This is a genomic window from Pseudomonas sp. Tn43, from assembly GCF_014192635.1.
Classification (GTDB): domain Bacteria; phylum Pseudomonadota; class Gammaproteobacteria; order Pseudomonadales; family Pseudomonadaceae; genus Aquipseudomonas.
The window spans coordinates 155,574-170,286 of the sequence record NZ_JACHYG010000008.1; the positions used below are offsets into that span (position 1 = coordinate 155,574).

The window sequence follows — 14,713 nt, forward strand, 5'->3', positions numbered from 1 at the left end:
CTTGGCTGCGGCGGTCGATTCAGTTTATGGCCCGCTTCAACATGAGGGCCATTGTAAACGTCCGCGCCTGCTTATCCATGCAAGGTTTGCAGCCATTGCTCACGGGTGATGCGGTACAGCACGTGGGGACGCAGCGGATGATCGGCTGCAAGCCGCGGGTGCTCGAAGTCATCGGCGGGGGCATGGTGCATGCCTATCGCTTGCATGACTTTCACGGATGGCAAATTGGTCTTTGTGGTGAATGCGACGACCTCTTGCAGTGCCAACCGATCAAACCCGCAGCGCAGAGCGGTCCACGCCGCCTCACCGGCATAGCCCAGGCCCCAGTGCTCGCGCGCCAGGCGCCAGCCGATCTCAGTGGCCGGCGTGAATGGCGCATCGAAGCCGACCACACCCAACCCGGTAAACCCGATGAACGCCCCGGTGTCCTTGCGCTCCAGTGCCCAGAGGCCGAAACCATGCTCGGCAAAATGCCCGCGAATACGCCCGATCAACGAGGCACTTTCCACTCGACTCAAGGGTGCCGGAAAATAACGCATCACTTGTGGATCGGCGCACATCGCCGCAAACGCCGGCAAATCCTCATCACGCCACTGCCGTAACAACAGTCGTGCGCTTTCGAGTTCCAGTATCGGCTCCATCGTGCCTCCTCCCCCGTTTCCATGCCGCAAGTCTACATCGCTGGTAGGATCGTTCACTCATTCCTACCTGCCTTCCTGTATAAATCTGCCATGCCTCTGCCACTGATCTACCACGAAGACTACAGCCCCGAGTTCCCGGCGGATCACCGCTTCCCCATGGACAAGTTTCGCCTGCTGCGCGATCACTTGGTGGACAGTGGCCTGGCCCACGACGCCGACCTGCTGCGCCCGGACCTCTGCCCGCCAGAGATTCTCGCCCTCGCCCATGACCCTGCGTATATCGAACGCTACATGGGCGGCGAATTGTCCCGCGAAGATCAACGACGCCTCGGCCTGCCCTGGAGTGAAGCGCTGGCCCGGCGCACCGTGCGGGCGGTCGGCGGTTCGCTGCTGGCGGCCGAACAGGCACTGGAGCATGGTTTGGCCTGTCATCTGGCCGGCGGCACCCACCACGCACATTACGACCATCCCGCCGGGTTCTGCATCTTCAATGACCTGGCGGTGATCAGCCATTACCTGCTGGAAAGTGGCCGAGTGAATCGGGTGCTGATCTTCGACTGTGATGTGCATCAGGGTGACGGGACTGCACGAATCCTGCACAACACCCCTGAGGCGATCACCGTTTCCCTGCACTGCGAAAAGAATTTTCCTGCACGCAAAGCCGAAAGTGATTGGGACATTCCATTGCCGATGGGCATGGGCGATGCCGATTACCTGAAAGTGGTGGACGATGCCCTCAATTATTTGCTGCCGCTCTACCAACCGGACCTGGTGCTGTACGACGCCGGCGTCGATGTGCATAAGGACGACGCCCTGGGTTATCTGAAGCTGACAGACGAAGGCGTCGCCGCTCGCGATGAAAGCGTGATGCGTCATTGCCTGGGCCGGGATATTCCGGTGGTCGGCCTGATTGGCGGCGGCTACAGCAAAGACCGCAAGGCCCTGGCACGCCGTCATGGCATCCTCCACCACAGCGCCCAACGGGTGTGGCAGTCATCAGGTTGTCATTGATGTGTGGGTCTTTACCCACAATGCCTGTGGAACCGCCTGTGGATAACCTGAGTGAAAGGGCTTGCAAGCCATGCTGCCTATAGCGTGCAACGGAGTGGTTGTTTTTTGATCAGCTCTTGAACACACCAATGATCCCTGTGGGAGCGGGCTTGCCCGCGATGTGGCCGGTATGTTCAACATCATTGTTGCCTGACAGTCCGCTATCGCGGGCAAGCCCGCTCCCACAGTGATCGTGCGCTGCTAGAATGCCCGCCTTCATTCCGCCAAACCGCAGCGCATTCCATGACCCAGCCCTCCACTTCCCTCCTCCCTCACGTCGCTGTCATCGGCGGCGGCCCCGCCGGTTTGATGGCGGCTGAAGTGCTGAGCCAGGCCGGAATCAAGGTCGACCTGTACGACGGCATGCCTTCAGTGGGGCGGAAATTCCTCCTCGCCGGAGTCGGCGGCATGAACATCACCCATTCCGAAGCCTACCCGGCGTTTCTCTCGCGCTACGCCGAACGCGCGCCACAAATTGCGCCGCTGCTGCGATCCTTTGGCGCCGACGCGCTGTGCCAATGGATTCATGACCTGGGCATCGAAACCTTTGTCGGCAGTTCCGGGCGGGTGTTTCCGACCGACATGAAAGCCGCGCCCCTGTTGCGCGCCTGGCTCAAACGCCTGCGCGATGCCGGCGTCGTTATCCATACCCGCCATCGCTGGCTCGGTTGGGATGACAACGGTGACTTGCGCATCCACAGCCCTGAAGGCGAAAAAACCGTTCAAGCCGATGCCACCCTGCTGGCCCTCGGCGGCGGCAGTTGGTCGCGCCTCGGTTCGGACGGTGCCTGGATGTTGGCACTGGAACAGCGCGGTGTCGGACTGGCGCCGCTGCAACCGAGCAATTGCGGCTTCGAGGTGCAGGCCTGGAGCGAATTGATGGTCAGCAAATTCGCAGGCGCCCCGCTGAAAAACATCGCCATTGGCCTCAATGACGATGTACCGCGACTTGGAGAATGTGTGATCACCGCCACGGGAATTGAAGGCAGTCTGATCTATGCCCTGTCGGCGCCGATCCGTGAAGCGATCAATCAACACGGCTCGGCGACCATTCACCTCGACCTGTTGCCGGGCAAGCCTGTGGATAAAATTCAGTCTGCGCTGAGCAAACCGCGCGGCTCCCGTTCCATGGCCAAACACCTGCACAGTCAGCTTGGGCTTGATGGCGTGAAAGCGGCGCTGTTACGAGAGCTGACACCGGCCGACTGTTTCAGCGATCCGGCGCTGCTGGCCAAAGCGATCAAGGCATTGCCGCTGACGCTGGTGAAAACCCGGCCATTGGACGAAGCCATCAGCAGCGCGGGGGGCGTGATGTTCGAGTCGATGGATGAACGTTTGATGCTCAAGCAACTGCCCGGCGTGTTCTGCGCGGGGGAAATGCTCGATTGGGAAGCGCCGACCGGCGGCTATCTGCTGACCGCGTGTTTCGCCAGTGGGCGAGCAGCGGGGTTGGGGATGGTGGAATGGCTCAAGGCCGGCGGCAAGCTATAAGCTGCAAGCTGCAAGACGGGCGCATTTCTGCTTGCCGCTTGCAGCTGATAGCTTATAACTGCTTCTTTACGGCTTACGCTTACGCGGCCCGGTGTTAAACACCGGCACTTTACGCACAGGCTTGATCGAAGGCTCCGGCGCCGAAGCGTCACCGCTCTCGACCCATTTACCCAGGTTGCGTTTACCGCCACTGGAGGTTTTTGGCTTCTTCGGTTTTTTCGGCTTCTTGATCACCTGGCCGCTGGCGTCGGTATCCGGCACGCGGTGCTCAGGCTCGAAGTCCTGCTCCATCTGACGAGTCAGCGTCTGACGGGTCAACATCTCGATGGCAGACAGCTGATTCACCTCATCGGCACACACCAGCGAAATCGCCTGCCCGGTTGCGCCCGCACGGCCGGTACGACCGATACGATGGATGTAGTCCTCGGCCACGATCGGCAGGTCGAAATTGACCACCAATGGCAAATCTTCGATATCCAGACCACGCGCTGCCACGTCGGTGGCGACAAGGATCTGCACTTCACTGGCCTTGAAACGATCCAGTGCCCGCTGACGGGTCGCCTGAGGTTTGTCGCCGTGGATGCCGTCGGCATTGATGCCCAGGCCCTGGAGTTTTTCCACCAGCGCGTCTACGCCGTTGCGGGTCTTGGCGAACACCAGCACCTGCTTCCACTTGCCCTTGCGCATCAAGTGAATGAACAGCTCCGGCTTGCGCTTCTTGTCCACCGTCACCACCCATTGCTTGACGGTGTTGGCAGCGACGTTGCGCGGGCTGACTTCGATGCTCAGCGGGTCGTTGAGCATTTGCCCGGCCAGCAGGCGGATCGCATCGGAGAACGTGGCAGAGAACAACAACGTCTGACGCTTCTTCGGCAATACGCGGTAAATGTTCCCCAGCTCCTCGGAAAAGCCCAGATCGAGCATGCGATCGGCTTCGTCCAGCACCAGGGTTTGCAACTGATTGAACTTGAGCGCGTTCTGACGGAACAGGTCGAGCAAGCGGCCCGGAGTCGCCACCAACAAGTCGACGCCCTTGCGCAGCTTCATCATTTGCGGGTTGATGCTGACGCCGCCGTACACCGCGTACGTGCTCAACGGCAGATTCTCGGCATACTGGCGCACGGCTTCGTGAACCTGCTCAGCCAGTTCGCGGGTTGGCACCAGGATCAGTGCGCGCACGGAGTTGGCGCTGACTTTCGGCCCTTCCATGGCCAGCAATTGCAGCAACGGCAGAGCGAAACCGGCGGTCTTGCCGGTGCCGGTCTGGGCGGCGGCCATCAGGTCACGACCGGCCAGCACCGCCGGAATCGCTTGTGTCTGCACCGGCGTAGGGGTCTGGTAGCCGAGCGTCTCGAGAGCGCGCAGCAAGGGTTCGATCAGGCCAAGGGTGGCGAAAGTCATGGGAGTACCGTAGGAAAATTCAGCGCGGGTTTTTCAAAACAAGTGTGCAAAACAAGATGCAATGGCGCGCAGTTTACCCTAATTCGCGCGGGATTCTGTCGGCACCACTACGCCAGGCCGATCGGCACCACGGCGCCACTGCGGCAACCCGATCAACACCACGGCACTGATGATCACTGCCATGGCCAGCGCTTCCTCGATACCAATGGTCTCGCCAACGAACACAATCCCCAGCAACACCGCCACCGCCGGGTTGACGTAGGCATAACTGGTGGCCGCCGCCGGACGCACGTGTTTCAGCAGGTACATATAGGCGTTGAAGGCAATGATCGAACCGAAGAGCGTCAGATAGGCCAAGGCGGCCCAACCTTCGATCGGCGGCATAGCCTCCAGATGCTCACCGCTTACCGCGCTGCCGATCAACAACACCACGCCACCCACCAGCATTTCCACCGCACTGGCCATCGCGCCCTGTGGCAACGGCAAGTGTTTGCTCCACACCGAACCGAACGCCCAGGACGCTGCCGCGAACACCAGCAACGCCGCGCCCAACGGGCTCGATTGCAGATTGGAACCCAGGTTGAGCATGGCGATACCGATCAGCCCGAGCATGATCCCGGCCCATTCGAGACGGGTATTACGCGCGCCCCAGAAATATCCACACAACAAAGTGAATAGCGGCACCGTCGCCACCGCCAACGCGGCAACGCCGGAGGCGACACCGGTGTGTTCAGCCACGCTCACCGCACCGTTACCGAAGGTCAGCAACAAAATCCCGATGATCCCCGCCGCTTTCCATTGCGCCCACGTCGGTGCCGGGGCACCCCGCCAGCGCAGGAACGCGTACATCAATGTTCCGGCGATCACGAAGCGGATACCCGCCAGCAACAAGGGCGGCCAGTACTGCACGCCAATGCGAATCACCAGGTAGGTCGATCCCCAAATCACGTACAGCGCGAAAAAAGCAGCGATCAACGGTAAGGAAAAACGGCGTAGGCCAGGCATGGGCAGCTCGAGAACAAGACAAAGAGAGCCGCTATTCTAGAAAGGCCAACGGCAGAAAATAAGTTACAAAACCTGTTTATAGCGCCGGTACACTTTTCAAAACACGGAGTTCAGCGCTATAAACCGTGCTTTCGAAAGTCAGCCTTTTTTCAGGAATGCCACGATGGACAAATACGACCGCATGCTCCTCAGCGCCCTGTTGGAAAACGGTCGTGCGTCCTACGCCGAACTGGCGCGCAAGGTGAACCTGTCCGCTCCGGCGGTGGCCGAGCGCGTGGCCAAACTTGAGGCCTGCGGAGTGATCACCGGCTACCAGGCGAAAGTCGACATGGCCAAACTCGGCCTGCCGATCCAGTGCGTCATCGAACTGCGCCTGAACCAGCACGGCAACCAGAAAACCTACGACGAACTGATCAAAATCCCACAGCTCACCGAATGCCACCGCGTCACCGGCGACCCGTGCGTGATCATGCAAGCGGCGGTGGGCTCGATGCCGGAGCTGGAAGAGTTGATCAACCGGATCGCCACGTTCGGGTTCAGCAAGACCTCGATCGTGCTATCGAGCGCCATCGAGAAGCGCGTGCCGTTGGGGCAGTTGGAGGGGAATGGTAAATCGTGATGTTGCACGGTCCCTGTGGGAGCGGGCTTGCCCGCGATAGCGGACTGTCAGTCAACAACGATGCTGAATGTGACGGCCTCATCGCGGGCAAGCCCGCTCCCACAGAGTTTAGGTACGCTTCAGAACCCGCGATACCGCTTCAGATGCTCGTTGATCTTCGCCGCCGGCACTTTCTGCAAACTGACGAGCAGATCATGGGACAACTCCCGCAACCCATGCTTGCGCCGCAATTCTTCAGCAAGATGCGCCGTCAGGTTGGCCGCCATTTCCGCATCGGCCATGGCCCGGTGCGCCTTGCCGGTATTGGGCAGGCTGGCGAACGTGGTGAGGGTGCCGAGTTTGTGGTCCGGCGCGGCGGGCATCAGGCGGCGGGCGAGTAACAGCGAGCAGGCAAAGTTCTGCAAGCGTGTGCGTTTGATTCGCCCGAGTTCGTAGTCCCAGAACTTCTGGTCGAACGCAGCGTTGTGCGCCAGCAGCGGCGTGATGCCAACGAATTCGTTGACTTCATTCATCACCTGCTCGGCCGAGGGCGCGGTGCGCAGCATGGCGTTGCTGATGCCGGTGAGTTGCTCGATAAAAGCCGGCACCCGCACGCCAGCGTTCATCAGGCTTTGGTAACGCTCGACAATGCGCCCCTGCTCGAGAATCACCACGGCGATTTCCGTGGCCCGGCAGTTGCTGTTCGGGGAAAGCCCAGTGGTTTCAAAGTCGATGACTGCTATGCGTTCCAAACCTGTTTCAACTCCGTAAAAATCAATTCTTGAGCAGCAACGCGCCTTCGATCGGCACGTAACGGCTGGCAGCGCGAATCAGCGAATTGGCGGTGAGACCGGGCACGCCATAGGCCACCGCTTGCACGCCGTGCTTGCTGATGATGCGCTCCAGCAGCATGTCGAAATCACCGTCACCGGAGGCCAGCACGATTTCGTCAACGTGGTCGGCGGCGTCCATGATGTCGAGGGTGATGCCCACGTCCCAGTCGCCTTTGGCCGAACCGTCGCTGCGCTGGATGTAGGGTTTGAGCTTCACGATGAAGCCGAGGTTGCGCAGGATCTGCTGAAACTGCTGCTGTTTGCTGTCGCCACGATCGATCGCATAGGCATAGGCCTCGACGATCTGCCCTTCTTTGCTGACGTCAGCCCACAGCGCGGCGTAGTTGAAGTGGCAACCATAGGCCTGACGCACGGTGTAATAGAGGTTCTGGACATCGGCGAACACTGCGATTTTTTTCACCGTACATCCTCATTGGCGTGCCGAAGCGCGGGCAGGATCAGGCACCGGGCCCGAAAAGTTGCCCAGTATGCCAGCCCGAAGGATTGTTCCGCGAATAATCGGCCATGTGGTGAGGGAGCAAGACTCCCTCACCACTGATGAGTCAGACGAAGGAATCGTCGTCGCCACCGAAGAACGATGAATTGTCATCGCTATAGTCGGCGTCAGCGTATCCGCCTTGATCGCTGGAATTGTCAGCCACCCGCTGATCGTCGCCCCAGCCATTGCCGCTGTCGCTCTGATCGTTGACCTGAGCCGGTTCTTCCTTGATGACTTCAACCACTTCCGGCTGCTGAGGGTGCTGGAACAGACTGCTGATGCCCTGCGCCAGCATCACGCCACCGGCCACGCCCGCTGCGGTTTTCAATGCACCACCGAGGAAACTGCTGCCGGCGGCCTGTGGCGGTGCGTAATTTTGCTGCTGTGCGGCACCGAAGCTTTGCTGTGGCGGCTGCGAGTTGAATGACGGCCGCCCCGGTTCACGCCAGCCGCCATTGGAGGGGGCTGCGCTTTGAGTCGGCGCAGGCTGTGGATCACGAGATCCACCACCGAAGATGCTCGACAAAAAGCCACCGCTGCTCGGCGCCGGTGCCGTCGCCTGAGCCTTGGCCGATTGCAGTTCAGCCTGCAATTGCTGGATTTGTTGACTGAGTTGCTTGTTCTGTTCGTCGAGGCTCTTGATGGCAGCCTCTTGCACCAGAATCGCCTGGGTCATGAAATAGCCCGCCGCGGGCTGGCGAGTCAGGTGTTCCTTGATCCGCGCTTCGGCCTGGGCGTCGCGGGGGGCTGAATCCGTTTCGGCTTGTTGCAGCCGGGAAAACAGTCCATCGATCAGGGTTTGTTCTTCGCTGTTCATGGCGACCTCATAGATTGCCTGGAATATCGTCGCCCTCATCCACGTTGGACAAGGTGCTTACCCGTAATGGGGCTGATACAGGATGTTTCAATGACCTTTACCGAACGTTTACGTTTGCGCCCCAAAGGGGTTCATCGGTTAAAGTGAGGCACCTGCTTTCGACCTGCGATACCGACTGATGAATCCGTTCGATGTACTGCGTGACTCTCTGTATTTCTTCAAGCGCAATCTGCGCCAGATCGTGCAGCTGTGCCTGCCGCTGGTGATTTTCGAGGCGCTGCTGCAACAGGTGGTCGACCACTCCACCAAGCCGGACAGTTTCCCCGGCATCAGTGTATTGGTCGGCTTGCTGGTGTATCCGCTGTACACCGCCGCGCTGATCCTGTTTCTCGATGCCCGCAGCCGTGGCGAAACGCCACGCACCCGCGACTTGCTGGCGACTTCCGCGACCCTGTGGCCGCGTTTCGCCCTGCTGACCGCTCTCAATACCCTGCTGATCCTTATCGGTCTGTCGCTGTATTTCCTGCCGGGGATCTGGCTGATGGTGACGCTGGCGTTCGGCGAATACCTGCTGGTGCTGCGCGGCCTGGCACCGCTGGCGGCGATGAAGGAAAGCCTGCGCCTGACCCGCGGGAATTTCCTGCGCATTCTGGTGTGCATTCTGTGCGTGATGGGCCCGCTGTGGGTACTCAAGGGGGCGACGCTGGCGGCTTACCCTGAGCCGCAGAACCCGGTGATCTCGCTGCTGATCGACAGCGCCCACAGCTTCCTGCAACTGTTCACCAGCGTGGTGGTGTTCCGTTTGTTCATGCTGATTAGCGATGCGCCCGAGAAAGCTGACGGGGCGCTTTGAAGAACGCTGCGGGGATGTGTCGCGGCTAATTGATGGGCATGCCGTTTGCGCTCGGTTATGCTCGGTATCAATTTTGTAACGCTATAAGCCGAGCCATGACCCGTCTACTGCGCTACACCCTGCTGGGCCTGCTGATTGCCATTGGCCTGATTGCATCGCTGATCTACAGCCTCACCTGGCGCCCCCAACCCAAGGAAGTGCTGCCCGTCAGTTGCAACGCCCAGGCGCCGACGCTGGTGCCCGGCCAGGCGCTGAAGGTGATGACCTGGAACGTCCAGTACCTGGCAGGCAAGCGCTATGTGTTCTGGAATGACCTGGCCAACGGCACCGATGAAAAACCCACATCGGAAGACATGGCCTTCAGCCTCGACGAAGTGGCGCGGGTGATTCGCGACGAGCAACCTGATGTGGTGCTGTTGCAGGAACTCGATGACGGCGCCAAAGCCAGTGACTACCAACACCAGTTCAAATTGCTTCAGGATCGAGTCACTGACCTGTATCCCTGCAGCGCTCAGGCCTTCGACTGGAAAGCCGACTTCGTGCCTGAACCGCACATCTTCGGCAGCGTTGGCCGGCAACTGGCAACCCTGAGCCGCTACCGGATCGAACAGGCCGAACGCCTGCAATTACCGGTCGCTGCGGCCAATTTCATCAGCCGTCAGTTCAAGCCGAAAAACGCCATGCTGGTCACTCACCTGCCATTGGGCAACGGCGGCCAAATGGCCGTGCTCAACACCCACCTGGACCATGCCACCACCCCGCTCGACGAAACCTTGCAGCGCCAGGTGACGGCTATAGCCAAGGTCCTCGACAAGTATGAAAGCCGCGGCACGCCGTGGTTGATCGGCGGCGATTTCAACCTGTTGCCGTTGGGCCAGCATCGACGCCTGCTACCCGAGCAAAGCACGCCCTACTCCGCAGACAGCGCGCTGCATGTGCTGTGGGACAAATACCCGATGATTCCCACCAACAACGAAGCCAGCGGTATCGACCGGGCGCAATGGCTGACCCATTACCCCAATGACCCCGGCTTGAACGGCCCGGACCGGACCGTCGACTACCTGTTTTACAGCCCACGCATCAAACGGGTCGAGGCAAAGGTGAAGCAGGACGATACGTTGCGCATTTCCGATCACTTGCCGGTGATTGCGCGGTTTCTGTTGCCAGCTTCCCCTTAGATTTGTGGCGTTAGTGAAAAAGATCGCAGCCTTCGGCAGCTCCTACATTGGAATGCGATCCCTTGTAGGAGCTGCCGAAGGCTGCGATCTTTTGATCTTCAGCTTTTACGAGGTTTGATCCGCGCCGTCGCCTCGGCCACCAGAGGATCATCCGGCCAGTAGTGTTTCGGATAACGCCCCTTCAAATCCTTCTTCACCTCGGCATACGTACTGCGCCAGAAGTTCGCCAGGTCCTGCGTCACCTGTACCGGCCGCCGCGCCGGGGACAGCAAATGCAGTTTGACCACCTGCCGGCCACCGGCAATGCGCGGGGTCTCGGCCAGGCCGAACAGCTCCTGCAGGCGCACCGCCAGAATTGGCGGCTGTTCGCTGTAATCCAGACGAATCGATGAACCCGACGGCACGCTCAAATGATGCGGTGCCAGCTCATCCAGCCGTTGCGGCAGCGGCCATGGCAACAAGTTATGAACGATGCTCGACAAGTCCAGATTGGCGAAGTGACTGAGTCGCGAGACTTTGCCCAGATACGGCATCAACCAGTGTTCGAGATTTTTGAGCAGTGTTGCGTCGCTGACATCCGGCCATTCACTCTCACCCTTGCTGCCAAGGTCCAACTGACGTAACAACGCCACCCGCGCCTGCCACTGACGCAGCTCTGGCGTCCAGGGCAACAGCTCCAGGCCTTTGCGCCGAACCAGGTTCACCAACGCCTGACTGCGGGCCGTTTCATCGAGCCCGGTCAGCGGTTCGCGGCTGAGGATCAATTCGCCGACCTTGCGCTGACGCTCGGCCCGCAGCACGCCTTCGCGCTCATCCCAATCCAGTTGATCGACGCAGCGCACCTGTTCGGCCAACACTGAGTCGAACAACGCCGGATCGAAATCCGTCGCCAGATAAATCCGTTCTTCACGCTGGCCCTGGCGACTGCCCAAATCGGCGATCACCAGCCACGGTTGCTTCATCAGGCTGTCCGCTTCGGCGAACAACGCTGCGCGACCATTCGCCAATCGATATTCAGCGCCACCGGCCCGCCGTTGTTGCGCAACTCGGTCGGGATACGCCAACGCCAGCAATGCGCCAAGCCAGCGCGGATGTTCGGGATCGCTAACCGGCTCCGACGCTTTTCCTCGCAGATAACCGCGATACTGCCGCGCCAGTTGCCGAGCCCGTTGAACACCGCCCTGCGCACCACGAGCGGCCCGTTCTTCGCCGGACAACAGCACCAGTCGGCTATGCAGATCCGCCCCGGCGCCACGCAAAATATCCCGCTCGCCGAGCAATGCCGCGACATCGCAGGCCATGTGGGCCAAGCCGAGCGCCTGACCACGTAACAGCAAATGAGCGATCCGTGGATGAGCCGGCAGTTCAGCCATGGCCTGACCGTGACGGGTCAGCGCCTCGCCCTCCAGCGCGCCCAAACGTTCAAGCAAATCCTGAGCCTGTGCATAAGCTGCTGCGGGCGGGATATCCAGCCAAACCAATTGCCCCGGCGTCACGCCCCAACGACCCAGTTGCAAGGCCAGCCCGGCAAGGTCCGCCGAGAGAATTTCCGCACTGGCGTAAGCTGCCAGTTGCTCGTGCTGATCCTGCGACCATAGGCGATAACACACGCCGGGCTCCAGACGCCCTGCCCGGCCCGCGCGCTGCGTGGCGCTGGCTTTGGAAATGCGCTGAGTGTCCAGCCGGGTCATGCCGCTGCCGGGGTCGAAACGCGGCACTCGCGCCAGCCCGGCATCAATCACCACACGCACTCCGTTGATGGTCAGACTGGTCTCGGCGATGTTGGTCGCCAGCACCACTTTGCGTTTGCCGGCGGGCGCCGGATCGATGGCCGCACGCTGCGCCGTCAGATCCAGTTCACCGTGCAACGGGCAGAGCAGAACCTGTGTGCTATTGCCCAGCGCATCGGCGAGTTGCTGATGCACCCGACGGATTTCCGCCTGCCCCGGCAGGAACACCAGCAGGCTGCCGGTCTCATCGTTCAGCGCGTCGAGAATGGTCTGCACCACCCGTGGCTCGATAAACTCACCGGGCTGAAAAGGTCGCCCCCAGCGCATCGCCACCGGGTACATGCGACCTTCGCTGCGCAGGATCGGCGCATCATCGAGCAACCCGGCCAGGCGTTCACCTTCCAGGGTTGCCGACATCAACAGGATTTTCAGCGGTTGATCGTCGCGAAACAGCTCCCGGCCATTCAGGCTCAGGGCCAACGCCAGGTCAGCGTCGAGGCTGCGTTCGTGGAACTCATCGAAAATCAGCAAGCCCACACCTTCCAGCGCCGGGTCATCCTGCAAGCGCCGGGTGAGGATACCTTCGGTGACCACTTCGATGCGGGTATTGGGGCCGACTTTGCTGTCGAGACGAATCCGGTAGCCAACGGTTTCGCCGACCTTCTCACCCAGTTCACTGGCCAACCGCTCCGCCGCCGCCCGCGCGGCCAGGCGGCGCGGTTCGAGCATCAGAATGGTCTGCCCGGCCAACCACGGCTCATCGAGCAAGGCCAAGGGTACGCGGGTGGTTTTACCGGCCCCGGGCGGTGCTTCGAGCACGGCTTCGTGGCGTGTAGCGAGGGCTTCACGCAGGGCGGGTAAAACTTCATCGATCGGCAAAGAAATCATGCTGGCTCCACAGGGCGTGCCCACAGTAAATTGCGAGTCGCGTTGAAGCTGTGGGCGTGCCAGGCAAGGCGCGGGACGCCGGTAAGGGTCGTTTCCTTGCCAAGTCCCGCAACGCAGCATGGCGCGCCCACAGCTTCAGCCCGGAGGGCCGAACCCCGATAACATCCATCAGTCGTTACGCGTTGTCGATCTGGAAAAAACAACTTCAATCCTCAGCCATTCCAGTGGGGGTGAGACGCGACCGCAATTTACTGTGGGCACGCCCTGCCGCCGCGAGTATAACGGCCTTCGTCGCGGTCCTAATTCATATTGACGCCCCTTCGTTTCCAGATAACCCAGGAGATTTCACATGCGTGCTCCCTTTCGCTTGATCGGCGGTGTACTGGTCGCGAGCTTGCTGACCCAAATGACCGCCTGCGGCACGATTTTCTACCCCGATCGTCGCGGCCAGATCGAAGGCAAGATCGACCCGGTGATCGTCGCGCTGGATGCCGTGGGCCTGCTGTTTTATATCATTCCGGGGCTGATTGCCTTTGCGGTGGACTTTGCCACTGGCGCCATTTACTACGAGCCCGGCCGAACCGCCCAAGTGGCGCCGGAAAAACTCAAGGAAGCCATTGGTGCCGACGGTAAAGTCGATAACCACAAGCTGCAGACTATTCTGGAAACCGAGTTGGGCCGCAGCTTCCCGCTGGACGACCCACGTCTGATCCAGCACAAAGGCAGCGCCCAGCAACTGGCCATGTTCGGCCTGCAACCGGCCGCGTAATCGGTGCACCAAAAAGGAAAAGCCGCACTTATGACCAGCAGTACCGAACACGCCCGCCTGCTGCGGTTGGCGACGCGCGCCTCGGTGGCGGTGGCGTGCATATTGATCGTCGCCAAAGCCATCGCCTGGTGGTTGAGCGGTTCGGTGAGCATGCTCGCCGGGCTGACTGACTCGGCACTCGACGGCGTCAGCTCGCTGCTCAATCTGCTGGCCGTGCAATACGCCTTGCGCCCGGCCGACGACGATCACCGTTATGGGCATGGCAAGGCTGAATCATTGGCGGGCATGGCTCAGGCACTGTTCATTGGCGGCAGTGCGGTGCTGATTGCGTTGCAGGCGATCGAACGGTTGAAACATCCGGAGCCGATAGGCGCTGCGTGGCTCAGCATTGGGGTGATTGTGTTCTCCCTCGCCCTGACCGTGGCCCTGCTGATGTTGCAACATCGGGTGATCAAGGCAACCGGCTCCAACGTCGTGAGTGCCGACTCCTTGCATTACCGCTCAGACTTGCTGCTCAACGGCAGCATTTTGTTGGCGCTGGTGTTAGCCGGTTTTGGCTGGCATCAAGTCGACCCCTGGTTTGGGTTAGGGATCGCCGCCTACATCCTCTGGAGCGCCATTCATATCGCCCGAGAAAGTTTCGCGGTGCTGATGGATGAAGAGCTGCCGCCGGGTGTCAGCCAGCACATGCTTGAACTGGCGTGCAGCGTACCGGGGGTTTTGGGCGCCCACGATCTGCGCACACGCATTTCCGGCAACCAGTGGTTTGTGCAATTGCATCTGGAGTTGCCGGGAGAGCTGACCCTGTCAGTCGCCCACGGCATCAGCGATCAAGCCGCCGATGCGATTCATGCGGCTTATCCGCGAGCCGAAGTGCTGGTGCATGCCGATCCTATGAAAGCAGCTTCAAGCGACAAGCTTTAAGCCCCAGGCTTGAGGCTTGAGGCTTATAGCTTGCAG

At 60.6% G+C, this 14,713-nt stretch carries 14 protein-coding genes; 7 read left to right on the forward strand and 7 right to left on the reverse strand.

Features of this window, described 5'->3' with window-relative positions; all coding sequences use genetic code 11:
* Nucleotides 1-71 precede the first annotated feature (71 nt).
* Nucleotides 72-641 carry a GNAT family N-acetyltransferase gene (locus tag FHW68_RS20900; protein ID WP_183682821.1) on the reverse strand — a complete coding sequence of 190 codons (570 nt, stop codon included), beginning with the start codon at nt 639-641 and terminating at the stop codon, nt 72-74.
* Between the two features lie 90 nt (nt 642-731).
* Here FHW68_RS20900 and FHW68_RS20905 point away from each other — a divergent pair, with 90 nt between their 5' ends.
* Together FHW68_RS20905 and FHW68_RS20910 are read left to right on the forward strand one after the other, a co-directional pair.
* The gene (locus FHW68_RS20905) at nt 732-1,652 is read left to right on the forward strand and encodes a histone deacetylase (RefSeq protein ID WP_183682824.1); all 921 of its coding nucleotides are present in this window, start codon (nt 732-734) and stop codon (nt 1,650-1,652) included.
* 282 nt (nt 1,653-1,934) lie between these two features.
* Complete coding sequence (locus tag FHW68_RS20910) at nt 1,935-3,182, forward strand: TIGR03862 family flavoprotein (RefSeq protein WP_183682827.1); 1,248 nt, start codon at nt 1,935-1,937, stop codon at nt 3,180-3,182.
* A 66-nt stretch (nt 3,183-3,248) separates the two neighbouring features.
* Here FHW68_RS20910 and FHW68_RS20915 read toward each other — a convergent pair whose 3' ends face one another.
* Complete coding sequence (locus tag FHW68_RS20915) at nt 3,249-4,583, reverse strand: DEAD/DEAH box helicase (protein WP_183682831.1); 1,335 nt, start codon at nt 4,581-4,583, stop codon at nt 3,249-3,251.
* A gap of 78 nt (nt 4,584-4,661) precedes the next feature.
* Nucleotides 4,662-5,588: a drug/metabolite exporter YedA gene (gene yedA / locus FHW68_RS20920; protein ID WP_095633873.1), complete on the reverse strand. Its 927-nt coding sequence runs from the start codon at nt 5,586-5,588 to the stop codon at nt 4,662-4,664.
* Nucleotides 5,589-5,751: 163 nt separating this feature from the next.
* Here yedA and FHW68_RS20925 point away from each other — a divergent pair, with 163 nt between their 5' ends.
* On the forward strand, nt 5,752-6,207 hold the full coding sequence (locus tag FHW68_RS20925; RefSeq protein WP_052967442.1) for an Lrp/AsnC family transcriptional regulator: 456 nt from the start codon (nt 5,752-5,754) through the stop codon (nt 6,205-6,207).
* Nucleotides 6,208-6,326: 119 nt separating this feature from the next.
* On the opposite strand, the gene FHW68_RS20930 is transcribed toward FHW68_RS20925, so the two are convergent.
* From FHW68_RS20930 to FHW68_RS20940, 3 genes are all read right to left on the reverse strand, one after another.
* Nucleotides 6,327-6,938, reverse strand: a complete 612-nt coding sequence (locus FHW68_RS20930; RefSeq protein WP_095633875.1) for a PolC-type DNA polymerase III — start codon at nt 6,936-6,938, stop codon at nt 6,327-6,329.
* A gap of 22 nt (nt 6,939-6,960) precedes the next feature.
* Complete coding sequence (locus FHW68_RS20935) at nt 6,961-7,440, reverse strand: NYN domain-containing protein (RefSeq protein ID WP_095633876.1); 480 nt, start codon at nt 7,438-7,440, stop codon at nt 6,961-6,963.
* Nucleotides 7,441-7,582: 142 nt separating this feature from the next.
* Nucleotides 7,583-8,335 (reverse strand): DUF2076 domain-containing protein, encoded by a 753-nt coding sequence (locus FHW68_RS20940; RefSeq protein ID WP_183682834.1) that lies wholly within the window; start codon nt 8,333-8,335, stop codon nt 7,583-7,585.
* A gap of 178 nt (nt 8,336-8,513) precedes the next feature.
* Between FHW68_RS20940 and FHW68_RS20945 the strand changes: the two genes are divergently transcribed.
* Nucleotides 8,514-9,188 carry a YciC family protein gene (locus tag FHW68_RS20945; RefSeq protein WP_183682837.1) on the forward strand — a complete coding sequence of 225 codons (675 nt, stop codon included), beginning with the start codon at nt 8,514-8,516 and terminating at the stop codon, nt 9,186-9,188.
* A 95-nt stretch (nt 9,189-9,283) separates the two neighbouring features.
* Nucleotides 9,284-10,366 (forward strand): endonuclease/exonuclease/phosphatase family protein, encoded by a 1,083-nt coding sequence (locus tag FHW68_RS20950; RefSeq protein ID WP_183682840.1) that lies wholly within the window; start codon nt 9,284-9,286, stop codon nt 10,364-10,366.
* Between the two features lie 98 nt (nt 10,367-10,464).
* Here FHW68_RS20950 and hrpB read toward each other — a convergent pair whose 3' ends face one another.
* Nucleotides 10,465-12,984 carry an ATP-dependent helicase HrpB gene (hrpB, locus tag FHW68_RS20955; RefSeq protein ID WP_183682843.1) on the reverse strand — a complete coding sequence of 840 codons (2,520 nt, stop codon included), beginning with the start codon at nt 12,982-12,984 and terminating at the stop codon, nt 10,465-10,467.
* A 349-nt stretch (nt 12,985-13,333) separates the two neighbouring features.
* Between hrpB and FHW68_RS20960 the strand changes: the two genes are divergently transcribed.
* Both FHW68_RS20960 and FHW68_RS20965 read left to right on the forward strand, forming a co-directional pair.
* Nucleotides 13,334-13,753 (forward strand): polyribonucleotide nucleotidyltransferase, encoded by a 420-nt coding sequence (locus tag FHW68_RS20960; RefSeq protein WP_183682846.1) that lies wholly within the window; start codon nt 13,334-13,336, stop codon nt 13,751-13,753.
* A gap of 30 nt (nt 13,754-13,783) precedes the next feature.
* A complete protein-coding gene (locus tag FHW68_RS20965) occupies nt 13,784-14,677 on the forward strand; it encodes a cation diffusion facilitator family transporter (RefSeq protein WP_183682849.1) in 894 nt (297 codons plus the stop codon).
* Nucleotides 14,678-14,713: the final 36 nt, after the last annotated feature.

Bases quoted from the DNA above. Each gene is read 5' to 3' on its own strand.
- FHW68_RS20915 (WP_183682831.1), bottom strand. From the start codon at position 4,583: ATGACTTTCGCCACCCTTGGCCTGATCGAACCCTTGCTGCGCGCTCTC.
- hrpB (WP_183682843.1), bottom strand. From the start codon at position 12,984: ATGATTTCTTTGCCGATCGATGAAGTTTTACCCGCCCTGCGTGAAGCC.
- FHW68_RS20910 (WP_183682827.1), top strand. From the start codon at position 1,935: ATGACCCAGCCCTCCACTTCCCTCCTCCCTCACGTCGCTGTCATCGGC.
- yedA (WP_095633873.1), bottom strand. From the start codon at position 5,588: ATGCCTGGCCTACGCCGTTTTTCCTTACCGTTGATCGCTGCTTTTTTC.
- FHW68_RS20960 (WP_183682846.1), top strand. From the start codon at position 13,334: ATGCGTGCTCCCTTTCGCTTGATCGGCGGTGTACTGGTCGCGAGCTTG.
- FHW68_RS20905 (WP_183682824.1), top strand. From the start codon at position 732: ATGCCTCTGCCACTGATCTACCACGAAGACTACAGCCCCGAGTTCCCG.
- FHW68_RS20950 (WP_183682840.1), top strand. From the start codon at position 9,284: ATGACCCGTCTACTGCGCTACACCCTGCTGGGCCTGCTGATTGCCATT.
- FHW68_RS20925 (WP_052967442.1), top strand. From the start codon at position 5,752: ATGGACAAATACGACCGCATGCTCCTCAGCGCCCTGTTGGAAAACGGT.
- FHW68_RS20965 (WP_183682849.1), top strand. From the start codon at position 13,784: ATGACCAGCAGTACCGAACACGCCCGCCTGCTGCGGTTGGCGACGCGC.
- FHW68_RS20945 (WP_183682837.1), top strand. From the start codon at position 8,514: ATGAATCCGTTCGATGTACTGCGTGACTCTCTGTATTTCTTCAAGCGC.
- FHW68_RS20900 (WP_183682821.1), bottom strand. From the start codon at position 641: ATGGAGCCGATACTGGAACTCGAAAGCGCACGACTGTTGTTACGGCAG.
- FHW68_RS20940 (WP_183682834.1), bottom strand. From the start codon at position 8,335: ATGAACAGCGAAGAACAAACCCTGATCGATGGACTGTTTTCCCGGCTG.